This window comes from Nostoc sp., from assembly GCF_036917235.1.
GTDB lineage: Bacteria > Cyanobacteriota > Cyanobacteriia > Cyanobacteriales > Nostocaceae > Nostoc.
In genome coordinates this window covers 58237-82064 of record NZ_JBALDU010000034.1, presented here as the reverse complement: position 1 = coordinate 82064, position 23828 = coordinate 58237, and the positions used below count along the sequence as shown (strand labels likewise).

17 protein-coding genes and 1 tRNA gene are annotated in these 23828 nt (G+C 42.2%); 10 read left to right on the top strand and 8 right to left on the bottom strand.

From position 1 onward, the window contains the following. Positions 1–82: 82 nt before the first annotated feature. Positions 83–277, top strand: a complete 195-nt coding sequence (locus V7K44_RS11775) for a DUF2256 domain-containing protein (protein WP_094350216.1) — start codon at positions 83–85, stop codon at positions 275–277. Further along, positions 277–1230 (top strand): isoaspartyl peptidase/L-asparaginase, encoded by a 954-nt coding sequence (locus tag V7K44_RS11770; protein ID WP_334931582.1) that lies wholly within the window; start codon positions 277–279, stop codon positions 1228–1230. Before V7K44_RS11775 ends, V7K44_RS11770 begins: the two co-directional genes overlap by 1 nt. Here the strand turns inward: V7K44_RS11770 and V7K44_RS11765 are convergent. The 4 genes from V7K44_RS11765 to V7K44_RS11750 all read right to left on the bottom strand — a co-directional run bounded on the left by V7K44_RS11765 (position 1221) and on the right by V7K44_RS11750 (position 6118). Beyond that, positions 1221–1643, bottom strand: coding sequence for a DUF29 family protein (locus V7K44_RS11765; protein WP_292738451.1), 423 nt, complete (start codon positions 1641–1643; stop codon positions 1221–1223). The two genes, V7K44_RS11770 and V7K44_RS11765, sit on opposite strands and share 10 nt — an antisense overlap. Before the next feature lie 116 nt (positions 1644–1759). Next, positions 1760–3139 carry a bifunctional UDP-N-acetylglucosamine diphosphorylase/glucosamine-1-phosphate N-acetyltransferase GlmU gene (glmU, locus tag V7K44_RS11760; RefSeq protein WP_334931580.1) on the bottom strand — a complete coding sequence of 460 codons (1380 nt, stop codon included), beginning with the start codon at positions 3137–3139 and terminating at the stop codon, positions 1760–1762. A 203-nt stretch (positions 3140–3342) separates the two neighbouring features. Then, positions 3343–4587, bottom strand: coding sequence for a response regulator (locus V7K44_RS11755; protein ID WP_334931578.1), 1245 nt, complete (start codon positions 4585–4587; stop codon positions 3343–3345). Between the two features lie 607 nt (positions 4588–5194). Then, the gene (locus V7K44_RS11750; RefSeq protein WP_334931576.1) at positions 5195–6118 is read right to left on the bottom strand and encodes a tRNA (5-methylaminomethyl-2-thiouridine)(34)-methyltransferase MnmD; all 924 of its coding nucleotides are present in this window, start codon (positions 6116–6118) and stop codon (positions 5195–5197) included. 26 nt (positions 6119–6144) lie between these two features. Here V7K44_RS11750 and V7K44_RS11745 point away from each other — a divergent pair, with 26 nt between their 5' ends. Further along, complete coding sequence (locus V7K44_RS11745) at positions 6145–7011, top strand: sulfurtransferase (RefSeq protein ID WP_334931574.1); 867 nt, start codon at positions 6145–6147, stop codon at positions 7009–7011. 76 nt (positions 7012–7087) lie between these two features. Here the strand turns inward: V7K44_RS11745 and V7K44_RS11740 are convergent, their stop codons facing one another. Next, positions 7088–8389: a hypothetical protein gene (locus tag V7K44_RS11740; protein ID WP_334931697.1), complete on the bottom strand. Its 1302-nt coding sequence runs from the start codon at positions 8387–8389 to the stop codon at positions 7088–7090. A gap of 652 nt (positions 8390–9041) precedes the next feature. Here V7K44_RS11740 and V7K44_RS11735 point away from each other — a divergent pair. From V7K44_RS11735 to V7K44_RS11720, 4 genes are all read left to right on the top strand, one after another. Beyond that, the gene (locus V7K44_RS11735; protein ID WP_334931572.1) at positions 9042–10634 is read left to right on the top strand and encodes a FecR family protein; all 1593 of its coding nucleotides are present in this window, start codon (positions 9042–9044) and stop codon (positions 10632–10634) included. Between the two features lie 330 nt (positions 10635–10964). Then, the gene (gene gor / locus V7K44_RS11730; protein WP_334931570.1) at positions 10965–12341 is read left to right on the top strand and encodes a glutathione-disulfide reductase; all 1377 of its coding nucleotides are present in this window, start codon (positions 10965–10967) and stop codon (positions 12339–12341) included. A gap of 112 nt (positions 12342–12453) precedes the next feature. After that, positions 12454–13089 (top strand): YqiA/YcfP family alpha/beta fold hydrolase, encoded by a 636-nt coding sequence (locus V7K44_RS11725; RefSeq protein WP_334931568.1) that lies wholly within the window; start codon positions 12454–12456, stop codon positions 13087–13089. A gap of 105 nt (positions 13090–13194) precedes the next feature. Beyond that, positions 13195–14343: a histidinol-phosphate transaminase gene (locus V7K44_RS11720; RefSeq protein WP_334931695.1), complete on the top strand. Its 1149-nt coding sequence runs from the start codon at positions 13195–13197 to the stop codon at positions 14341–14343. 8 nt (positions 14344–14351) lie between these two features. On the opposite strand, the gene V7K44_RS11715 is transcribed toward V7K44_RS11720, so the two are convergent. Together V7K44_RS11715 and V7K44_RS11710 are read right to left on the bottom strand one after the other, a co-directional pair. Next, the gene (locus V7K44_RS11715; RefSeq protein ID WP_334931566.1) at positions 14352–14906 is read right to left on the bottom strand and encodes a hypothetical protein; all 555 of its coding nucleotides are present in this window, start codon (positions 14904–14906) and stop codon (positions 14352–14354) included. Between the two features lie 897 nt (positions 14907–15803). Next, positions 15804–16439 carry a GNAT family N-acetyltransferase gene (locus tag V7K44_RS11710; protein ID WP_334931693.1) on the bottom strand — a complete coding sequence of 212 codons (636 nt, stop codon included), beginning with the start codon at positions 16437–16439 and terminating at the stop codon, positions 15804–15806. A 1035-nt stretch (positions 16440–17474) separates the two neighbouring features. Here V7K44_RS11710 and V7K44_RS11705 point away from each other — a divergent pair. From V7K44_RS11705 to V7K44_RS11695, 3 genes are all read left to right on the top strand, one after another. Next, entirely contained in the window at positions 17475–21005 is a 3531-nt protein-coding gene (locus tag V7K44_RS11705; RefSeq protein WP_334931564.1) for a response regulator, read from the top strand. Between the two features lie 68 nt (positions 21006–21073). Continuing rightward, complete coding sequence (locus tag V7K44_RS11700; protein WP_334931562.1) at positions 21074–22336, top strand: hypothetical protein; 1263 nt, start codon at positions 21074–21076, stop codon at positions 22334–22336. A 50-nt stretch (positions 22337–22386) separates the two neighbouring features. Next, a tRNA-Gly gene (locus tag V7K44_RS11695) sits at positions 22387–22457 on the top strand. A gap of 268 nt (positions 22458–22725) precedes the next feature. On the opposite strand, the gene V7K44_RS11690 is transcribed toward V7K44_RS11695, so the two are convergent. Further along, positions 22726–23772, bottom strand: coding sequence for an ABC transporter permease (locus V7K44_RS11690; protein ID WP_322667036.1), 1047 nt, complete (start codon positions 23770–23772; stop codon positions 22726–22728). Positions 23773–23828 lie beyond the last annotated feature (56 nt).

Below are 23828 nucleotides of genomic sequence, written 5' to 3'. Positions count from 1 at the left end.
TTTATCCTGCCTTTGTAGCAAACTGGTTATAATTATCTTCCATCTCCCTCAGAAATTAAATTCTTATCTACACAGTATTTATATGGGACGTGTTCGTTCTAAATCTGACCTACCCACAAAAATCTGTCCGGTATGTCAACGTCCTTTTACATGGCGTAAAAAGTGGCAAGATTGTTGGGACGATGTGAAATATTGCTCAGAACGTTGTCGTCGTCGCCGTTCTGAAGCTCAAAATGAAACCAACCGCAATACAGACGCAAATAGCGCAAGAGATTAATGGAGTTACAGGTGCAACCTAAATTAATTATTCATGGAGGGGCTGGTAGTTCTCTCCACGGTAAAGGCGGATTAGAGGCGGTGCGCCGATCGCTCCATACAGTAATAGAAGAAGTTTATTCTCTATTATTGTCAGGAGCAACTGCCTCAGAGGCAGTGGTGCAGGGTTGCCTAATGCTCGAAGATAACCCCCGCTTTAATGCTGGTACTGGTTCAGTATTGCAATCTGATGGACAAATTCGTATGAGTGCTTCCCTGATGGATGGTGCGTCAGGGCGGTTTAGTGGTGTGATTAATATCTCGCGGGTGAAAAATCCGATTGATTTAGCGCAATTTTTACAAAGCTCGCCAGACCGAGTGCTATCAGATTTCGGTTCAGCTGAGTTGGCGCGGGAAATGCAAATTCCCAGCTATAACGCTTTAACTGATTTGCGGTTACAAGAGTGGATACAAGAGCGCCAGGATAATTTTCAAAGCACAATGGCTGGTGTGGTAGCAGAACCCGAACTGCTAGAAACCAGCAATGCCGGACGCGGTACCATCGGTGTAGTAGCTTTAGATGTATCTGGTAAGTTAGCTGCTGGCACTTCTACTGGTGGTAAGGGCTTTGAGCGGATTGGCAGGGTAAGTGATTCGGCGATGCCAGCAGGTAATTATGCGACTAGTAATGCTGGTGTTAGCTGTACTGGCATTGGTGAAGATATCATCGATGAGTGTTTAGCCGCACGGATTGTAGTGCGTGTCACTGATGGGATGTCACTGAAGGAGGCGATGCAGCGATCCTTTGGGGAAGCCCACGAGAACAAACGCGATTTGGGAGCGATCGCCTTAGATGCTAGTGGAGCGATCGCTTGGGGGAAAACTAGCGAAATCTTACTCGCCGCCTACCACGATGGCGAAAAAGTTGGTGACACCTTGGAATGGACTGGCAACGAACTGATCGGCTATTGTTGAATCAGTTTCAGGGCTTCGGCTAAAGTTTCTTGCTGGTCAACCATTGCGGCCAATTCTTGGGCTTCATAACGCCCCTCAAAAGCTTCTAGCGCCGCTCTTTTCAGTGCCACTTGATATCCTTGTTCCAGAATATCGATTAATTCTGCTTGATTCAAGTAAAAGCCACCGGATTTGCGGCGCTTGTTTATTTTGTTGATTTCACGCACCGTATTTTCTATCGAAACATCCCAAGAGCGAGTAGAACGTTTTTCGGCCTTTTGTTTAATTAAATGGATGAGCAGAATTACACCATAACTATCAATTTTATTGATTTTGTCGCTGAGGCTCATTTCTTCTAACTCATCCACCAACAGTAGCGCCTCATGGATTTTTCCTTGTTCTAGAAATTGCCTAAGTTCTAGCAGTTCTTCCATGTATGTTATGTGTTGAGATTTTGGCTATATTACTAATCTAGCTAGATTAGACATTTGGCAAAAATCGTGGTTGTATAGTCTCAAACCACAGATCAAACGCGATTAACACCGATAAATTATTTATGTTGATCTGTGGTTTTATTTTCAACATTTTTCCTCCGCCAAGCTGGTTTCACCACCTGACGACTACGGGCAATTACCAGAGAATCATCAGGCACATCTTCTGTCACAGTAGAACCAGCTGCAATGTAGACATCATCTCCCAAAGTGAGCGGAGCCACTAAAACGCTATTGGCGCCAGTCTTCGTCCGATCGCCTATTTTAGTGCGATGTTTCTTCACGCCGTCATAGTTGGCAGTAATTGTACCAGCACCAATATTCACCTGATTGCCGACAACAGTATCACCTATATATGACAAATGTGCTGCATTGGTGCGATCGCCTAATTGCGTATTTTTTAATTCCACAAAATTCCCCACACGGCAACCAGCACCCACCTGTACCTGACCGCGCAAATGAGTATAAGGGCCAATTCGGCTTCCGGCCTGCACAGTGCTATTTATGACTACTGAATATTGCACTGTGACATTTTCACTTAACTGACTATTTTCAATTAAACTCCCCGGTCCAATGCGACTTCCTGTTTGGATTACCGTATTTCCCCGCAGGTGAGTTTGGGGTTCAATAATTACATCCGGCTGTAATTCCACTGTTTCATCAATGGTGATACTTGTAGGGTCGATGAGGGTGACACCCGCCAGCATCCATTTTTCCTTGACTCGTTTTTGCAAAATTTCGGATGCTGTTGCCAGTTGCAAGCGATCGTTGATGCCGAGAATTTCTTGGTAATCTTCCACATCCACTGCCATTACTTGTCCCACCTGAGTCACGGCATCGGTAAGATAGTATTCTTTTTGGGCATTGTTTGCCTGGAGGTGGGGAAGCACCTTTGCCAAATCTGGCCAGCGAAAGCAGTAAACTCCAGCGTTAATCCGCTGATTTTGTCTTTGAGCAGCCGTACAATCCTTGTGTTCGACCATTTGCTGCACAATATTTTCATCGTTACAAAAAACGCGCCCGTAGCCTGTAGGGTCAGGTAGGTGCGAGGTGAGAATAGTGGCAGAATTTTGATTTCGGACGTGAGTTTGTAACATCTGCTTAAGAGTTTCGCTGCGTATTAACGGTAAATCGCCGTTAAGTACCAGCAAATCTCCAGTGTAATTTTCCAAGTGAGGAAGTAATTGCTGTATAGCATGACCTGTCCCCAATTGCACAGTCTGTTCGACAAACTCCAAACTGGGAATTGAATGCATGGCGGCTTGCACTTCCTCGGATTGATATCCCACAATCACGATTCGCCGTGAGGGCGAAAGTGGTTCTACACTTTCGAGAACTCTGTCTACTAGCGATCGCCCACCCAAAGAATGTAAAACCTTGGGTAAGCGTGATTTCATCCGTGTGCCGCGTCCCGCCGCTAGAATTGCTACAACTACCATAATTAGCTATCAGCTATCAGTGAAATTGTGATTAATGCTGTTGGTACTTTAAAATCTCGGCTCAAATCATACCAGCTAATTATAGAAGACTGAAAATATCAAAGGAGTCATAATTCAGGAGTCGGTATAATTTCACTCCTAAAAAGCAGAGATTATCATCATACCAATTAGCGTTCTTGACAGCAGCTACAAATCATTACTCCCTATTCCCCACTCCTCCCTTGTTCCTGACAAGAGCGAATAAACTCTGCAAACTGCTGCATTAATTTGGGGTTACGCCAACCAGAATCAGCTTCTTCTTGCATCACTAAAAGTGCTTCTGTTGAAGTAAAAGCTCTTTTGTAAGGTCGTTCGCTGGTTAGGGCATCGTAAATATCAATTAACTGAAATACTTGCGCTAGGTAAGGAATATCATCCCCCTTGAGTCGATCGGGGTAGCCTGAACCATCCCAACGTTCGTGGTGATGACGAATAATCGGAATTACACCGCGCATACTCCGTAGTGGTTGGCAGATTTTTTCTCCAATCAAAACGTGCTGCTGCATAATTTGCCAATCTTCGGGGGTGAGTTTGTCTTTTTTTAGCAGCACAGCATCGGGAATACCTACCTTTCCGATATCGTGGAGATAACCACTCCACATTAAATCTCGAATTTGATAGCGTGAGAGGTTGAGGTATTCACCAAAAACTTGTCCCAGTTTTACTAGACGTTCGCAATGGTTGCCTGTATTGGGATCGCGGCTTTCAATGGACATGGCAATGGAAAACAGTACTTGTTCGGCATGGTCTAAGTCTTCGTTCAGACGCTTCTGCCGCACCAAGGACTTTACGCGCGCCGCTAGTTCCACCCGATCGAAGGGTTTGGTGAGAAAATCATCTGCCCCAACTTCAATTCCCCGGATGCGTGATCGCCTGTCATTTAACGCTGTAATAAAAATTACTGGGATTAACCTAGTCTGCTCATCCTGTTTAAGCAATTGGCATACTTCAAATCCATCCATTCCTGGCATCATGACATCCAGCAAAATCAAATCTGGTTGTTTTTGAGTTACCAATCCCACGACAATAGAACCACTGTCCGCCTCAATCACTTCGTATCCTTCCATCCCCAAGAGGGCAACAGCAGTCATCCGACTGGCGGCATGATCGTCAACAACTAAAACCTTCGGCGGATCTAAATCAAACCCATTCACTTTAGAACCTTTGGCTTGTAGTGTTCTAGAGACCAATGAATCATCATCACAATTAACATCAGATTTTATCCAAGAAGACATTGCTTGCCTATCTTCAAGCATAAGGTCTCCTTGAGATAAGCCTAAAGAATAACCTTCCGCATTTTGCGATTCCACGGCATGATTTGAACCGATACTCTTCACTGTACTAATGGGGTTTGACCCATTAACAATTTTTTCTGTAAAGCCTGTATGGTTGGATTTCCATTGAATCACAAAGGCACTCCAAGTTTTTGCACAAGTTAGTTAACAGCGTTAGATTTTAAAAACAAATTGAAGATTTGACTGTATCTGAGTCAAAATTTCGATATGGATTATGCATGATGTCAAGCTGCCGATGGAATTTTTCGCAGGCAGTATGTATCTTTTATGTTACGAACAAGGTGTATCTTGTTGTCAAATTTTTTGCTTCTAATCCCAGTATGATAAATTCTCACAAATGTTAAATCAGGTTTTTTACGGAGATTTTTATCCTTATGGCGTCAGAAAGCGTTATAATTTGGTGCTTTATATCGAGATATCGGATTTTGAGTTTCAAGTCTTTATATAGGACTCATCTTTGATTTTTGAACAAAACTCAGTACACCTTTATTCCTTCTTCCCAGTCCCTTACCTCTACGAGTGATTCAGAAATCAAATCGGATTGCTATAGTAATCATTTAGATATAAATGTTTTTACTTAGTTATAGGAATACTCCAGTACTCTTAAAGAAGATGTAATATTGAATACTAACATATAGTTAAGCTATTTGGCTTGTAAAAACTCGTTGAATTGGGCTTGCAGCCCATAGGCGTAGCATATTATTATGATATTGCAATCAAACTACAAACTAGTTCCCATAAAATCCCTGCCTTGTGTTCCTAATAGCCACCTTTTTCGCCAATGAGAGGCAGGTTCTAGACAAGAGGCTTGTTGCTCTTGTTGTCGTCGCTTGACTATGACTTCGGTTGGATCGCTCAATTGAGGATCGCGATAGGGAATAGCAGCACGAGTTAGCAAGTGTTCTTTTTCAACTTCTGAGAGGGTAGTGATTAGGAAGTGATCTTTAAACTCAGCATTTTTAGAATGTGTTGCCACGGTACCAGGCGATCGCCTTCCTATTGGTGGGGTAGAAGATATCACCAAGTCAGCAGACAAAAGTGCTGTGCGTACAGCAGCAGCACAAGAATAGGTGGCTAATAAACCATCTGGATGCAAACACAATGACAGTTGTTTAATAAATTCAACAGTCCATAATTGAGGACACTGTGGTGGTGAAAAGGGATCGAGGAAAATTGCATCTGCCCAGAAACCCGACTGACGTACTAGCGCGATCGTAGTTCTAGCATCGCCAATTAGTAGCTTCGCTTTCAGGCAAGGTGTTTGAACTTGATGCTCAAAAGCTAGCTTTTTCAAAATTTCAATATAGTTACAGTTCCAATTGTCGAATAATTTATGAGCGATCGCCGCTTGTGGAACTGTTGGATTCAGTTCTAAACCGATTATTTCAACACAACAACTAGGATTCACTGCCCAAATTGTTTGCAAAGCAGCAGCTGTGTTATATCCTAGACCATAACAAACATCCAATAGTCGCAAGATCGGTTTTTGCGCTGCTGTAGCCAGTTGAGTAGGTTCCGCAAACTTACAAAAACTTTCCTGCTGCGCTCCATAATGGCTGTGAAAAGATTCACCAAACTCTTGAGAGACAAAGGTGAAAGAACCATCTGCTGTTAACTTAGGTGTAAAATTCTCTAAGTCTGACATCTTACAAAAAAACTAAATAATGACTAATGTTCAATACTTCTCTACGAGAGGCTGCGCCAACGGCTTCGCTCAGTACAAATCCCCAATTTGTTGTTTCGCCAGCTTGGCTGTTTGAACATCTAGAAGATCCACAAGTCGTTATTGTGGATTGTCGCTTTTCTTTAGCCGATCCACAACTAGGACAACAACAGTATCAAACAAGTCATATAGAGGGGTCATATTACTTAGATTTGAATCAGGATCTTTCTACTCCAGTGGGTAAGCATGGCGGGAGACATCCTTTACCTAACCCTAATGATATAGCTAACAAATTGGCAGCGATTGGAGTAAATTACCAAAAAAGTTTAGTTGTAGCTTATGATGATTCGCGCTTTGCCTTTGCAGCTCGTTTATGGTGGCTGTTGCGGTATCTAGGACATGAGCAAATAGCAGTACTGGATGGCGGCTTGGCTGGATGGCAAAAAGCTGGATATTCTGTTACAGATGTTATTCCTTCCCCCCGAATGGGTACGTTTGTCCCTCAAGTACAAACAGAAAAGGTGGTAGATATTACAGCTGTGAAAAGCCGGAAAGATAGCCACGAGGTCGTATTGGTAGATTCAAGAGAGAGCGATCGCTACCGAGGCGAACGAGAGCCAATCGATCGAATTGCTGGGCATATTCCCGGTGCAGTCAACTATCCCTGGCAAGAAGTTACAGACTCTTCCGGCTACCTACTCCCTCCAGAAGAACAACGCCGTCGGTGGGAAAAGCTAGAAACACCTGAAGAAATATTCGTATATTGCGGTTCTGGCGTTACTGCTTGTGTGAATTTGCTTTCTTTAGAACTAGCTGGTATTAGCAAGGGTAAACTTTATGTTGGTAGCTGGAGTGATTGGATTTCCTACTTATAGTAATTAGTCATTGGTCATTAGTTTTTAATAAAGGATAAATCACAAAGGACAAATGACTAATGACAAAGGAAAAGTTTCAAAACTTACCTAATTGCAAACCATAATTAATACTGAAGAACCAGCCATCAAAATCAATGTTTTCGGCGGTTGAACTACCTAAACTTACTCCAGCTTGGACATTCATATAAATGGTATCGGATATTCGGTAATTTAAGTGTCCGAATATCCGATAAAATTCGTCTTCTCGATCGCGCTGTGTAAAGTCTGATAAACTCATTTGGTAGTCAATACCAACCTGGAGAGGCTTTTGTAAGTAGTAGTTCAGAGACACCCAAAAGGAATTAATTATCCGATTACGACTTTGGGGATCGGCAAAATTTACACTCAATTCGTAGAAGCTATCTAGGGTTAATCTTGAAGTTAAGGGATCTCGCCGTCCTAAAGACAGTTGTAGGGAATTTTCATTTAAAAAGCGATCGCCAGCTTTGAAGCTATCGGGGCGATCGCTGCTGTTGGCATAAAATAACTGTTGATTGCTCCAACTAATTTCTCCAAACATTCGTTGGGATAGCTGCTGGTAAAGACTGACATTGAATCTCACCTGATTGTAATGATATTGTGACTGATTTATATAACGAATCAGATTGCCATCAATTGAGCCATTTAAAAAAGTCTTAGATCCCAAAGGGAAATATGTAGAGGCTAGTGTCAGTCCAGAAATAATTAAACCATCTTCTATGGGACTATCATTTGAGGAAAAAATGTTACTCGTCTGGAAGTAGCCGACACGTCCTTGTAAATAGCCGATAGGTTTAAACTGAGGTACGGGTTGTTCTGTCGGTGGTGGTAGCTGTTGTTCTAGGGGTCGTAACCGCACCCGCAACCCCAATTCGCGATCGCTATTAGATTCAAATGGTAGTTTTGGCGATCGTAGCAGTTCTATCAACCTCTCTCGCCTTTGAGAATACTCTCTCTCAGGTAAATTTAATAGTTGCTCCTTTGAGTCTGAAGGAGATATGGGCAAATTATTTGGCTGCGATTCTAGCTGTGGCGGGTCATTTTGCTTTTGAGTATCTATAGGTTCTTCGGTTTGATCTGGGATTTGAGTCGTTTCTGATGTTTGCTGTGCCAGATTTAACGGCATCCGAGAGTCTAAAGTATGTGACTCACTCGACAGCTTGCACAAAGAGTTAATTGCTTTTTGCTCCAACTTATGACATAACTGCTCATGAGTTACCTGTATAGTTGCTAAATGATTAGGATGCAAAACATCTGTAATTGCAGATTCTGCTGCATCTACTTTAATGCAACACCAGCTTCCACCACTGGACGTTAACAAAATACAAAAAAACAAATTTTTCCAGTTCTTGAGTCGCATCTGGTTAGATCGCATTGATTGCGTTTGGCAAATGTAGACCCACAAGCTGTATCGGAAGTTCCGACTACAAAGATACAGTTGATTGCATCTATTTTAGCTTTGTAGGTATATACTGAAACTACAAACTAAACTTGCTTCTTTTCGGATTTTTCCCAGATTTTTTGTAAAACTGAGATGCTCCGATAAAATCACTGCTTAAATTTTAGTGAAATACAGCTAGTGGATAATTTCATAACAAATCTTAGCAAGTTATTGTCCCCCATAATTAAGGATTCTCTGCCTGAAGTGATTATAAAGGATTATATGTAAGGTACTTCTCGTTTAATTTTTTATATCAAATACTAACTTTTCAATTTCCCACAAACTTAATTGCATACAATTTCATTTTCTTAAGTAAAACTTAAATCAACTAAATACATATAGTAATCCAATTTGATTCATGAACTGGCTTGCATAAATAAGGTAAATGTAAACATGAAAAAAGTAATAACTGAGTTTGTTAAAAACTAAAATATGAGTCTTTTGTTTTATTTAATGCATTAAATCTAAATTGAAATTTAAACTAATTTATCTAAAAAACTCTTACAAAAATTAGCATTAGCTTAAACTTTAATTTTTATGATATTAGTTGAAGGTCAAAATTTCTCAAACTATGTTTTATAAATCGTTTCCATTATTGGTGATTGGTTTATGGGGACTTATAGTACTGCCTTTGCCAAATCGGGTAAGTGCTATAACTCCTCTAACGCGAGCAGAGATTCAGAACCTCCGCAACATCGTACAACTTATACCCAAAGATAAATTGAAGAAACGTCCTGCACGCAAATTAGATGCAATGACCCCTGGGGACGGGTTGTCAACTGGTCGAGCTTCTCTAGCAGATTTGCGTTTTAATGATGGCTCTTTGGCACGAGTTGGAGAACAGGCGTTATTTCAATTTTTGCCGAAGACTCGTGACTTTAAACTGACAAATGGGACTGTGTTGTTGCTCATCCCACCAGGAAAGGGGCAAACACGTATACAAACACCAAATGCAGCAGCAGCAATTCGTGGTTCAGCATTATTTGTACGCTACGACCAACAAACAGACACCACGATTGTAGGTGCGCTGACAAATAGTGGCATTGAAGTTTCTAACAAGAAAGCTTCTCAAACTCAGGTGTTGGAAGCAGGGCAAATGGTAATTATAGTTAAAGGAGAATTTCAGAGATTATATGATTTTGATCTAAGAAATTTTTATGAAACGAGCCAGATGGTTCGGGAACTTGATTTGAACAGGCAGAATCCTGTGCCTACGCCCGATCCTGCAATCACCAGTGTTCAAGCCGAAACTGCTGCGGCTTTGAAAGCACAGTCACCTATAAAAGGCGAGGGAGTAATTGAAAACCCCTCTTTTGTGCAGCTAACTCCACCAGTTGGCCAAACTGAGAAATCACCCAACACCCCAACTGCAACTGAGAAATTACCCAACACCCCAACAAATCCAACACCTGTAACCTCAACAGATCCAACACCCGTAACCCCAACAAATCCAACACCTGTAACCTCAACAGATCCAACACCCGTAACCTCAAAAGATCCAACACCTGTAACCCCAACAGATCCAACACCCGTAACCTCAAAAGATCCAACACCTGTAACCCCAACAAATCCAACACCCGTAACCCCAACAAATCCAACACCTGTAACGCCAACAAATCCAACACCCGTAACCCCAACAAATCCAACACCCGTAACCCCAACAAATCCAACACCCGTAACCCCAACAAATCCAACACCCGTAACCTCAACACCCGTAACCTCGATAGATCCAACACCCGTAACCTCAACACCTGTAACCTCGATAGATCCAACACCTGTAACGCCAACAGATCCAACACCCGTAACACCAACACCCGTAACACCCGTAACTCCAACGCCCGTAACACCTGTAACTCCAACACCCGTGACACCCGTAACACCTGTAACTCCAACACCTGTCACTCCAACACCTGTAACTCCAACACCTGTAACTCCAACACCCGTAACACCCGTAACGCCCGTAACTCCAACACCTGTCACTCCAACACCTGTGACACCCGTAACGCCCGTAACTCCAACACCTGTCACTCCAACACCCGTGACACCCGTAACGCCCGTAACTCCAACACCTGTAACTCCAACACCCGTGACACCTGTAACGCCCGTAACTCCAACACCTGTCACTCCAACACCCGTAACCCCAACTGACTCTCCAAGTACATAAAAACTGCTAATGAGAGTAAAAAATGCTATCGAAAGCCGAAGACAGTATGTTTTGTCGTAATTTTACGTAAGTCCTGTGGAATTTAGCTGCTCCAATGCGGTAGCACAGACTTATGCTCGACTAGGGGCAACTATACAACTGTTAACTACTGCCTTTACAAGCCGCCAAAGCAAAAAGTGATATTCCCTACGACCAGATAGCATCTGCTAACGCTAGATTAAATCAAGGACAGGACTTACACAGCCTTCACCGGATATCCTTATATAGTTCAATCACGTTCTGTGTGTAAGTTCCCAGGAACTCACTTGTTGCAAAAGAGAACATAAACTTATGACTTTTGATTACGACCTATTTGTAATTGGTGCGGGTTCTGGAGGTTTGGCGGCTTCCAAACGAGCGGCTAGCTACGGCGCAAAAGTGGCGATCGCTGAATATGATTTAGTTGGTGGCACTTGTGTGATTCGCGGTTGCGTTCCCAAAAAACTCATGGTCTATGGCTCTCACTTTCCCGAACTGTTCAGTGACGCTTCAGGCTATGGCTGGAAAGTAGGTAATGCTGAGTTTGAATGGGAATATTTCATTACATCTATAGATAAGGAAGTTCGGCGGCTGTCGCAGCTACACATCAACTTCTTAGAAAAAGCTGGAGTGGCACTAATTTCTGGTCGCGCCACATTGGTAGATCCCCACACTGTAGAAGTTGATGGACGTAAAATTACAGCAGAAAAAATTTTAATTGCTGTTGGTGGGCGTCCTGTCAAGCCAGATTTACCAGGGATGGAACATGGCATTACCTCTAACGAAATCTTTCATCTAAAAGAACAACCAAAACACATCGTCATTATTGGCGCTGGTTATATCGGTACGGAATTTGCTTGTATTATGCGCGGTTTGGGTTCTGAAGTGACACAAATTACTAGAGGTGAAAAGATTTTAAATGGTTTTGATGAAGATGTCCGTATAGAAATTGAAGAGGGTATGACGAACCACGGAATTCGCTTGATTAAGAATAATGTGGTGAAAGCAATTGAACGTATCCCAGAAGGGTTGAAAGTGACTTTATCAGGGGATGACCAAGCACCACTAATTGCCGACGTGTTTTTAGTAGCGACTGGTCGAACCCCCAATGTAGATGGATTAGGTTTAGAAAACGCTGGGATTGATATTGTGGCCAGTTCTATCGAAGGACCTGGATACCCAACCACAAATGCGATCGCAGTCAATGAATATAGTCAAACTAGTCAACCGAATATTTTTGCTGTTGGCGATGTCACCGACCGAATCAATTTAACTCCTGTGGCCATTGGCGAAGGTCGCGCCTTTGCCGATAGCGAATTTGGGAATAATCGCCGCGAATTCAGTCACGAAACTGTGCCCACAGCCATATTTTCTAGCCCAGAAGCCGCAACAGTCGGCTCGACAGAAGCCGAAGCACGGGAAAAACTCGGTGATGCCGTCAAAATTTTTCGCACTCGCTTCCGCCCCATGTACCACAGTTTGACTGGTAAGCAAGAGAAGACAATGATGAAGTTGGTGGTTGATGGCAACACCGACAAAGTTCTAGGCGCTCACATGGTAGGTGAAAGTGCCGCTGAAATTATCCAAGGTGTAGCGATCGCCATTAAGATGGGCGCAACTAAAAAAGACTTTGATGGCACTGTGGGCATCCATCCCTCATCCGCAGAGGAATTTGTCACAATGCCCTAATAAAACTTAGGAGTGAGGAGTTGTGAGTTATGAATTATAAATGAGTCACAACAAATGATAAATCTTTATTTATCAACACTCAATAATTTTTAACTCCTAACTGTTTACAACTTTGGACTACATATATCTTTACGGGTTTGCTTCTAGCCCTAATTCTGCCAAAGCGCGAGGTATAAGCGATCGCTTTACCCAAATTCACACAAAGCTGAAAATTCCCGATCTCAATGCAGGCGATTTTTCGCAGTTGACAATCACTCGTCAGATCGCTCAAGTTGCCGCAGAGTTCAGCAATCATTCTACACCAGTAACACTCATTGGCTCAAGTTTGGGTGGTTTGACCGCTGCCCACTTGGGACAACAAAATTTACAAGTACAACGCTTAGTTTTGCTAGCTCCAGCTTTTGGATTTTTATCCCATTGGTTGCCTAAGCTAGGAGATGAAGAAGTACAGCGTTGGCAGCAAGAAAAATCTATCATGGTCTACCACTACAGGGAACAGCGATCGCTTTCTTTAAGTTACGATTTCGTTACCGATGCTGCCCAATACCAAGAAAAGCTTCTGCAACGCCCTATCTCCACCCTAATTTTGCATGGCAAAAAGGATGAAGTCATTCCAATTGAAGCTAGTCGTGACTTTGCGCGATCGCGTCCTTGGGTGGAGTTAGTCGAACTCGACAGTGACCACGCCTTGGGTAATGTTATGGAAAAAATTTGGCAGGCAATTCACCTCTTTTGCCAATTACCTTAAAGCTGTAAAATATTAAACTCACACATAACGAATATTCTGAGTCATTTGTCCTTTGTTAGTTACTAATAACCAATGACTAATGACCAATGACTAATGACTAAAACTATGCTTCCCTTCATCCGGTCAGATTTAGCCCAATTCACCGCTTATAAACCTCATCCTAGCAGCGATACAGCCGATTCTGTCGCCACACAGTTCGATCGGCTAGATACAAATGAAAGCCCTTACGATTTACCATCTGAGTTAAAAGAGAAGCTGGCGTGGACTTATCAGCAAGTAATTGAAACAAATCGTTATCCTGATGGCGGACATGAAACACTTAAGGATGCGATCGCCGAGTACGTTAATCAGTCAGCCGCCCTCTCATCATCCTTATTTACTGCTGCCAATATTTCTGTTGGTAATGGTTCAGATGAACTAATCCGCTCTTTATTAATCGCCACGTGTCTAGGAGGAGAAGGGTCAATTTTAGTTGCCAATCCCACTTTCTCGATGTACGGGATTTTGGCGCAAACTTTGGGCATTCCTGTAGTGGCGGTGGGGAGAAATGAAACAAATTTTGAAATTGACATCAGCGCCGCACAGTCTGCGATCGAACAAACTCAAAATCCACCCATTCGCGTAGTTTTCGTAGTACATCCAAATTCGCCGACTGCTAACAGTTTAACTGAGGCAGAGTTGGCATGGTTAAGAAGTTTGCCGCAGGATATTTTGGTAGTAATTGATGAAGCTTACTTTGAATTCAGCCAAACTACCTTAGTAGGTGAATTAGCACAACATCCTAATTGGGTGATATTACGCACTTTTTCTAAAGCTTTCCGATTGGCATCTCTCCGTATTGGTTATTGCGTCGCTCATCCCGAAGCGATCGCCATTTTAGAAAAAGTTCGCTTACCCTACAATCTCCCCAGCTTTTCCCTAGCAGCTGCCTTAGTTGGTTTACAAAATCGTACACTTTTGCTGGAATCAATTCCCCAAACCCTGAGTGAACGAGCCAAACTCATCGAAATTTTATCCCAGCAACCAGAACTACAAATTACTCCAAGTGCTGCCAACTTTATTTACCTACGTCTTAAACCAAATGGTTTTAATTCACAAGAAGCTGCTTTAAAAACTTTCCACCAGAAACTTAGAACACTCGGCACTCTTGTACGGCACATTAGTGGAGGATTACGAATTACTGTCGGAACGATAGAAGAAAACGCCCGCACCGTTAATCGAGTAAAAGCTGCTTTGGCAAATTTGTCATCTTAGCAATTTACTCAGTAATTAAACCTGCTATTTACCTCACTGCCCAAACGGCGTACTACTCCAACTGTTTGTGGCAGCACACCCACTAAAAGAGCAAAGGCAACATCCGGCAAAAGAGCCACTACTTCTGGTGGAAAGTATTGTTCAAATTGATCGAGAATCTTCTGGACTCGCTGCCCAGGCAGCGGATTTTCTGTAATTTGTTTGATCAATCGAATCCACTGTCGCCTAATCAAGTAAGCTTTCTGGCGTTCTTCATTAGATTCAGGACTTAATAAAGAAAGATTACCTATGGGCAGCGCCCTTTGGCAATCACAATCGTAATCCCCACCCACAGCAGCCCCAGGCCCAGCAAACTCTGCATGGTAGCGTTTAAAGAGTATTAATCCATTTCGCCTACGACTATTGACGATGAAAACTTCTCCACTGTGCAAACGTGTAAGGATATCCGAGCCTTGCGATTGCTCAGTTACGTCTGACATGACAACAGAGTCAAGGAAAGTAGTTTCAGGGTAATAAGTTGATACCATAGAGGTCTGATAGCGTCGATGCTGTTCGCTATCCATGTTTTTTAAACTTTTAATGAATGTTGTTGTAGTATGCACTTCAAAACGGAACTAGCTGTTATATCAAATCAAGTTTTTGAATTCTTTTATTATCAAGACCTTTTTGGTCAATCCAACTAAAAATAGCAATATATAGACAGTTGTTTCAGTAATTGAGTGATTATATTTTATGAGATATAACTAGATTTGTCTGTAAACTATACGAGTGTTTTCTTAAAGTTTTTATAAAGATGAATATATTAATTACAAAGTTATTATGAGGAAGTAATGATTTCTTTCAACGCGATTTCGCCTATCTTCCGATTATAGTCTATTTTAATCTATATTGAATGCTTTCAAAAATTTGTTAACCATAAATCCCAAAAGCTAAATTTAACATTTTTTAATATTAAAAATATTTACCAAAAAGATAATTTGTTTATAGGGACGAGGAGATTTTTCGTAAAAAGTTAAAATCAAATATTCTTTTGAGAAAAAATTATCAAAAGCTTTTTACTCACTTCCTAAATTAACAAATATGTTTGAGTTTTGATTTATTAAGACCCCTATTTAATTGTGTGAAAAAACTTAGTATAACTCAGAGATCCTTCTTGATCGTTAGCTATTGCCATGCTAAATCAAGTAAGTCCTGGAAATCAAAGCGGATTTATATGGATATTTAGCTAATGTTGGCTAGATTTCTAATTAAACCCCGTCCATTTAAAAACCTGGAGTTCTTAATAAAAGTATATTATCTAGTCTTGGCTTGAGTTTTGAGCTTTCTCTAAGTCAAAATAACTATGGTTCTCAAGGTAGAGGTGGTTTAGCTTAGTTTGTGTTTGATTGCCGCTATGATTTACAGATTTTATCGAATTAATTGGAACAAAATACAAAACTTGACAATTGCCAAAACAAAACTCAGATAATGGAATCAGCACTCAGGTGCTTGTGCAATAACATCTGGCTTGAGCGTCTTAGAAGAAATGTATTCCAATTAGATTCGACTTTATGCACTCGATATCCCAGCTTGAAATAAAGCTGTCGTGCTTGATGGTTATTTTCTAAAACATGGAGATATAAGTCTTGAAATCCCCACTCGCGAGAGACTTTTTCACAGCTAGTAAGTAATTCTGAAGCCACACCATGTCTACGGTATTTTGGGTGAACCGCTAAATTAGATAAGTAAGGAAAACCTACACCAACTTGGCTCCATGAATCACTACTGTAGCGTACACCCATTTCCACACTTCCTACTAACTTATTAGCCTCACCAGTAGTAGCTTCAAGGGCAACTAAGCAAAGATGACGGGGCGCAGGTGATGCCATTCGATGCCTTAAGTCTTCGTAAATACCCAGACGTAGCAACGGGAAAGCCCATCCCCATATACCCTTGTGGGAGTGAAAGCTTTCAGTAATAATTTGGGCAACATCAATCAAATCAGCAGGTGTAGCTGAACGAATTTGTAATTGGCAGGAAGCTGGATCAATTGGCTGTTGGTGGTATGGGTGAAAAAACCGATATTTCAAGGCTAGTTTAGTATTGATTTTATTCAACAAAAATTTTCTCAAATATCCTAAAACAAGATTAAAACTAAATCAGAACTTTATAGAGTTGCCCAGGAGATTTAACTGAATCAATATTGCTAATTCGCTTTTGCTTGTAGATTAAACAAATTTTTACACTTTAGTTTGGAGTTTTATAACCTACATTTTTGAAAGAGTATTAAGAGTTACAACTTCATAAATCTATAACCTTAAATTCAGTATATTCATTGCATACCTTGTTTTAGGTAGCCAGAATATGAAACTGATTGCCACAAAAACATCTGTAAAGCGATCGAGCTTTGAGCGAGTGGGCAAAGGAATAGCATAACTTGTCTGTAAGCAGCATCTCCAAAATTGTTAAGTAAGTACACTATTGGCAAACTCTGGTTTAAAATCACCCTTGGTTACACTACTGAACTTGTTTTTTACAGTTACCGCTACACTGATACTACTTTGCTACTAAGTCATTCAAATAGGCTGTACAGGTACTGGGACAAGAATCTGTAAGGTTCCCTAATCCCTAATCTCTAACTCCTCAAGCACTACCACTTGTCTTAATGATAGTTCTGATTGCTAAATTAGAAAGAGGTATTTGTCTAATAGTATACTTTGGCTTTAAATCTTATTGTTTTAATTTCACTGACTCTACCATGACTACCATAAATAAAATTTACCTGCAAGTGTTATTACAACAGCTGTGGAGGGAAAACTTAATATGCAGCTTTATCTGGATTTTTCAGCTGGCTATGAGCGCTGTATGTATTATCAGACATTGCTCACAGGAGGTGAAAAAAGATTTGGCAAGCAAGCGTCGACTCTGTAACACTAAAACTGACAATGAAAGCAATTACACTGCACCAACGCAAACGGTAATCGGCACAAGCAATTGAGACGAATTTCTGTGAGCAAACGCTCCTACACTCAGCAGTCATGTAGCCAAATAGCCCTATTGGTCGAAATGCTCTGCTCTTACCTGAGGAAGAAAAATCCTTACCTGATCAGATTATTCTTTATCCGACTGCCGTTGCAGCAGGAAAGCGGTGCATGAAATCCCAAGCAAACAGTAAGCCTAAAATTTTGGTTGTCGATGATGAACCAGACAACCTTGACTTGCTTTACCGCACTTTCTATCGTGATTATAAGGTGCTAAGGGCAACCTCTGGCCCTGCGGCCCTCGATCTGCTGGCTCAAGAAGGAGAGATCGCGGTGATCATCTCCGATCAGCGGATGCCGATGATGAGCGGTACAGAATTTTTGAGCCTAACAGCAACTCAATATCCAGATATTATCCGGATTATTTTAACTGGCTACACCGATGTCGAAGACTTGGTGGAAGCAATTAACGCTGGTAAGGTATTTAAATATGTCACTAAACCGTGGGAAGCGGAGGAACTAAAAGCGGTGGTACGCCAAGCTTTGGATACTCACAATGTCCTCAAAGCTAGAACCCGCGAACTTACCCGCACACTCCGTCAAGAATCGCTACTGAATACCGTTACCAATACGATTCGCAGTGCTTTAGACTACAGACAAATTTTGCAAGCAATTGTAGATACAGTGGGTCACATGTTGGAGGTGGATGTTTGTCTGCTACGTCCCTTCCAAGATGAGCAGTTGGCGGATAAAGGGTTTATCTATCAGAAGCCTCTTTCTGAAGAAGCAGAGGTGCAGGAGATCGGAGCGGAAGTAGCAGTAAGTCTTTCCTCTCTGTCCGCTATATCCTCTGCAACTCCTCTGCCTCTTTTGGCTCAGACAGTGTGGGAAACCCGCGAAGTTCAGGTAATTCACGATGCGATCGATGATGAGCGCATTCACGGTAACACTCCCGAACTGCGTGAGCGTGGGCAAGCTTTTGCTGCTGCTAACATTTGTTCTAGTTTGGTTGTGCCATTGATCTGCCAACAAGAACTGATGGCGGTGCTAGCGCTACACCAGTGTTCTGTTCCTCGCTTCTGGGGCGATGATGAGGTGCAGTTAGTTTTGATGGTAGCGGATCAGGCAGCCTTAGCCTTGTCTCAAGCTTATGCTTACGAACAAGTACGTGCTCTTGCCAAGCGGGAGAGCTTGATTAATACGATTACTAGCGCAATTCGCTCTAGCTTAGATCCTCAAGATATTTTTGCGGCAATTACCCAACAATTGGGACAAGCTTTACAAGTTGATGGCTGCGTCTTATCTTTGTGGACTGAGGAAGATGAGTTTGTTGAGTGTGTGGCCTTGTATGACAGTTTTCAACATCTAGAAAATTTAAGAGCGCCAGCCCCAGACAATAATTCAAGTAGCAATCATCACCTACCAAACCAGAGATTACCCTATTCTCAAGCATCGATTCAGGAAAATCCCATCCTCCAACAAATGCTACAGACACATGAACCTGTGGTGATTGGTAATGTGAGCCATTCTCCCTCAGATGTGCGGGGTTTTGATTTGCCTTTAAAAATGCCAGCGCGATCGCTAATGTTTGTCCCATTATTAGCTGATGGTAAATGCATCGGTAGTATTACCTTGCATGAAGGTAAAAAAGTACGTCAGTGGTTGCTATCTGATATCGATTTGGCGAAAGCAGTAGCAGCGCAAGCCGCGATCGCTGTCCAGCAGTCACATTTGTATCAAAAAACTCGCCAACAAGCTGAACGTTTACTGGAATTAGACAAACAAAAAACTGAATTTTTCCAAAATATCTCCCATGAGTTTCGCACACCGATTACCTTGATTCAAGGGCCTTTAGAGTCGGCTGTGGCGGCTGGTGAGGGATTATCTTACTCCCAATGTGCGATCGCCCTGCGTAACTCCCGCCGCCTGCTGCGACTGGTAAATCAACTACTGGATTTACAACGCCTGAATGCGGGGAGAATGCAGCCTAGCTTCCATCCCTGTGATTTAGTCGAATTTGTCAGCCAAATAGTGGAATCTTTTCGTCCCTACTGCGAGAAAAAGAGACTGCATCTCGTCACCCAGCTAGATGAGTGTTCGACGGTGTACTTAGACATGGAAAAATTTGACAAGGTGGTTTATAACCTCTTGTCAAATGCCATGAAATTTACTCCTGAAGGTGGCACGATCGGTGTCAGACTAAAATCTGAGCGCGACCGCTGCATATTACAAGTTCAAGATACTGGAATTGGTATTGTTAAAGAACAAATTCCCCACCTATTTGAGCGCTTTCGCCAAGCTGAAGGTTCAGCAAACCGTTCCTATGAAGGCAGTGGTTTGGGTTTAGCTTTAGTTAAAGAATTAGTAGAATTACATGGTGGTCAAGTTACCGTGGAATCAGTTTATGGTGAAGGTACTACTTTTAGTTTATGGCTAGTGACTGGAAATGCTCATTTACCTGCACAGCAAGTACTAGAAACGCCTACCGAACTGAATACAAGCCGCGCTAGCGTAGAATTAGCTGATTTAGAACTAGTAGAGTCAACAACAGACAATATTGAAGATATTACAATAAACCTCTCCCCCAGTGTTGATACTCAAGACTTAGCACATAAGACTCAGCACTCAATTTTAGTTGTAGATGACAACCCCGATTTGCGAACCTATGTATCTGAAATTTTCCGCCGTAATGGCTATCATGTACAGACGGCTCGTAACGGTCATGAAGGGCACAGTAGAGCTAAGGAAATTCTACCCAGCTTGATTGTGACTGACTTAATGATGCCGTTGGTGAGCGGACTTGAGATGATTCAGATGATTCGCAATGAGCAGACGTTGAAAGGAACACCAATCATTCTGCTGACAGCGAAAGTAGATGAGGAAACCCGCATCGAAGGTACAGAACATGGCGCGGACGCTTATTTAGCAAAACCATTCAACGATCGGGAACTTTTGGCAGAAGTTCGGAATCTTTTAGCGTTGAAAGAAAATGAACGGCGAATTGTGGAGTTAAACACTTATCTAACAGAATCGGTGCTAAAGCGCTTTTTACCTGCTGTGTTGGTGCAAAAAGCCGCAACCGGAGATTTAACGTTAGATTTGCGCCCAGAACCACGCTTAATAACAGTTTTGTTTAGTGACATTGTGGGTTTTACACAGCTTGCAAATACTCTCAGATCCCGACGAGTCGCAGAGTTGCTAAATGAATATTTAGAAGCCATGACCAAAGTTGTTTTTAGCAATGGCGGCACTGTAGATAAATTTATGGGAGATGCTATTTTAGCTTTATATGGAGCGCCGGAAGAACTAACCCCTAATGAACAAGTGCGTCGTGCTATTAATACAGCAAGAGCAATGCACCGGTCACTGGCTGACTTGAACCAGCGCTGGCGAGAGCAAGGTGTATTCGATAGCGACAAACTTACTAGCGTACAGTTCCGGTGCGGTATTCACCAAGGTACTGCTGTTGTGGGGATGTTTGGTAGCGCTGAACGCGCTGATTATACTGCTATTGGCCCAAGTGTGAATATTGCTGCAAGGTTGCAAGCTGCTGCTGTTCCCGGTACAATCCTGGTTTCTGCTGCCGTAGCAGATTATTTGCAGGAAGGAGAAATTACTAAAGGGAGTCCGCTAGAACTTAAAGGCGTAGATGAAACAGTTTTGACTTTCGCTGTTTCACCAGAGGTAATGGTTAATCGCTAAAATTTAGACTGGTATTTTAAAGCATTACCAATGAGTAAAAGTGCATAATCATATCCAGTTTATATAATATGACACCATCGGTTGCAGACAAAACTCCAATTCCAACCAAGGTCTGGAGACGACACACCGATCCACCAGGTTTGTGGATTTTTGTCGTTGTCAGTTCAGTCTCTCTGCACTTGCTGGTGTTCTGGCTGATGCGCTCATCTAATGCATTTAGTCTGTGGTTTCCGCAGCAAAATCAATCTGCTGTTCCGATCGAATTGATAGAAATTGCTCCTAAATCAAAATCAATAATCAAATCAAAATCAAAAGCCAAAATAGTTTCGTCAAAGCCACTATCCTCAGATCAAAAGTCTGTACCAGCACGTTCATCACAAACAGCACGAACTACGCCTATAAATCAAGATTTTGGCGCAATAAATTCTCCTGAGAATCTCCAGAAAAAGAGCCGAATTTACGCCTCTCAACCTAATAGCGAACCTTCTAGACAACAGATAGTTCCCACGCCAACACCGAAGCCTATAGCTAAAGCTACACCGACACCTACACCTAAAGTCATACCGAAGCCTATAGCTAAAGCCACACCGACATCTACACCTAAAGTCACACCCAAGCCTATAGCTAAAGCCACACCAACACCTACAGTTCCAGTCGGTAATTTACCTTGGAACCGTCGTCAAGAAATTAAATTGGGAAAGGGAACGCAACTACCAACAGGTATTCCATCAAATCGACCAGTTTTAGAACCTGAAAACAGAGAAACTCCAGCGACTTCCACTACGGACACTCCAGCAACTTCGGCTAGGGAAACTCCAGCAACTTCGACTAGAGAAACCCCAGCGACTTCGACTAGAGAAACCCCAGCAACTTCAACTAGACAAACTCCTGCAACTTCAACTAGACAAACTCCTGCAACTTCGACTCGAGGAGCATCGGTAGCAATAGTAGCTCCCTTATCTAGAAATGAAGTGATTAGCTTGATCCAATCAAAAGGATTCCGACAAGATGCTTTACCCGATGTTATCGCTTTATACAGGGGAAGCAACACAAAACAATTAGACCCAAGTTTTCTTGTCTCCAATTCGGAACTTGAGCCAGCACAACTCTTGGCAAGCTTGATAATTGACCAAAATGGCAACTTTCAACAGGCTGTAGTTCTAGAAATAGAACCAGCAAAACTGCAAAGTGAAAAAAGTACATACGAGCAAGTCTTGAGGGAAGTTTTTAAAACAGAAAACTTTCTTGCTGCCCACAATAACGATGGCACAAAACCAGAATTGAGCAATTTGTATGTCAGGATCAAAATGCAACCCGCAAATTCCAACTGAATGCTTGAATTTTTACAGAAACCGTGTTAAATTTATAGGGTTGGAAATTTGCGGGCGTAGTTTAGTGGTAAAACTATAGCCTTCCAAGCTATTAATGCGGGTTCGATTCCCGCCGCCCGCTTAGAAAAACTCTCAAACATAAAGATACTTTTGCAAAAACTAAGTCTGAATCTTGGTAAAATAACTAGTTAAACAGTCATTCATAATTTTGCAGTGTGCATAAATAGCTTGACAGTAAGAGTAGCCAAATTCAAGACGGTATGAGGAATCGCGAAGACTTTAGTTCAACGACATCCACATCCTAGGTATTTAGCTACTTTTTGTTTGATAGTTGGCAGGAATCTGGAAAACGCCCAATAAGTTTTGATTTTTTGAATTTAGAATTGCTGCTAATTGAGATTTTCTAGGCGAATGCGTGGATCGGCTGCTTTGAGCATCAAGTCGGCGATTAAATTGCCAACAATCAGCAGTACTGCGCCCATTATCAAGCTTGCCATTAATAAATATAAATCTTGAGCTTGTAAAGCTTGTAAAGCCAATCTCCCTAAGCCAGGCCAGTTGAAGAAAAATTCGGCGATGAAGGCACCATTTAATAAACCAGCTAATTCAAAACCCAATAAGGTAATTAGGGGATTTATAGCGTTGCGGAGTGCATGAACGTAGATGACGCGGTTTTCTGGCAAACCTTTGGCACGAGCCGTTTGGATGTAGTCTTGACGCAGAACATCCAATAATTCGCCGCGAGTGATGCGTTGCAAACCAGCAAAACTAGTAATTGAGAGTGCGATGGTGGGTAAAATCATGTGCCAGCCGATATCTAAGATTCTGCCAAACCACGACAGTTCTGAGTGATTGATGCTAGTCATGCTACCTACTGGGAACAGCGGCGAGGTGATTTGGGCTAAAACCAACAGCGCTAAGGCAGTGATGAAACTAGGAAAGCCTTGTCCAGCGTAACTAATCACTTGTAAAATCCGGTCTGCTGGCTTATTTTGTTTGACAGCGGCAAAGATCCCTAAAGGGATGGCGATCGCCCATGTGACAATTAAAGATGCGATCGCTAATAGCAAAGTAGCTGGGACTCGTTCCCACAACAGCGATGCAACTGAACGTTGATAAATAAAACTCGTGCCAAAATCCCCTTTGGTCAAGATTCGCCATAGCCACAGCCCAAATTGCTCTGGCCAAGACTTATCCAGACCAAACTGCCGTTTGATTTCCTCAATTCTTTCAGGAGATATTTTCGGATTTTGCCGCAGCGTATCTACATAATCACCGGGAGCGAGTTGAATGATGAAAAACGACAACGCTGAGGCTAACAATAAAGTTAGTAGTGCCTGCAATAGCCGCTTTGCCACATAAACAAAAGTTTCGCTCGTGACTAGCCCGATTAGCCAATCCCGACCTGTCTCCAAGGAAATTTTCGTAGATGTCATTTATATTTTGTCCTTTGTCATTTGTCCTACCCTGCGGGTTCGCCTTTGGCGTTCTC

Bases quoted from the DNA above. Each gene is read 5' to 3' on its own strand.
- V7K44_RS11735 (WP_334931572.1), top strand. From the start codon at position 9,042: ATGTTTTATAAATCGTTTCCATTATTGGTGATTGGTTTATGGGGACTT.
- glmU (WP_334931580.1), bottom strand. From the start codon at position 3,139: ATGGTAGTTGTAGCAATTCTAGCGGCGGGACGCGGCACACGGATGAAA.
- V7K44_RS11690 (WP_322667036.1), bottom strand. From the start codon at position 23,772: ATGACATCTACGAAAATTTCCTTGGAGACAGGTCGGGATTGGCTAATC.
- V7K44_RS11705 (WP_334931564.1), top strand. From the start codon at position 17,475: ATGAAATCCCAAGCAAACAGTAAGCCTAAAATTTTGGTTGTCGATGAT.
- V7K44_RS11720 (WP_334931695.1), top strand. From the start codon at position 13,195: ATGCTTCCCTTCATCCGGTCAGATTTAGCCCAATTCACCGCTTATAAA.
- V7K44_RS11745 (WP_334931574.1), top strand. From the start codon at position 6,145: ATGTTCAATACTTCTCTACGAGAGGCTGCGCCAACGGCTTCGCTCAGT.
- V7K44_RS11750 (WP_334931576.1), bottom strand. From the start codon at position 6,118: ATGTCAGACTTAGAGAATTTTACACCTAAGTTAACAGCAGATGGTTCT.
- gor (WP_334931570.1), top strand. From the start codon at position 10,965: ATGACTTTTGATTACGACCTATTTGTAATTGGTGCGGGTTCTGGAGGT.
- V7K44_RS11715 (WP_334931566.1), bottom strand. From the start codon at position 14,906: ATGGATAGCGAACAGCATCGACGCTATCAGACCTCTATGGTATCAACT.
- V7K44_RS11765 (WP_292738451.1), bottom strand. From the start codon at position 1,643: ATGGAAGAACTGCTAGAACTTAGGCAATTTCTAGAACAAGGAAAAATC.
- V7K44_RS11770 (WP_334931582.1), top strand. From the start codon at position 277: ATGGAGTTACAGGTGCAACCTAAATTAATTATTCATGGAGGGGCTGGT.
- V7K44_RS11700 (WP_334931562.1), top strand. From the start codon at position 21,074: ATGACACCATCGGTTGCAGACAAAACTCCAATTCCAACCAAGGTCTGG.
- V7K44_RS11775 (WP_094350216.1), top strand. From the start codon at position 83: ATGGGACGTGTTCGTTCTAAATCTGACCTACCCACAAAAATCTGTCCG.
- V7K44_RS11740 (WP_334931697.1), bottom strand. From the start codon at position 8,389: ATGCGACTCAAGAACTGGAAAAATTTGTTTTTTTGTATTTTGTTAACG.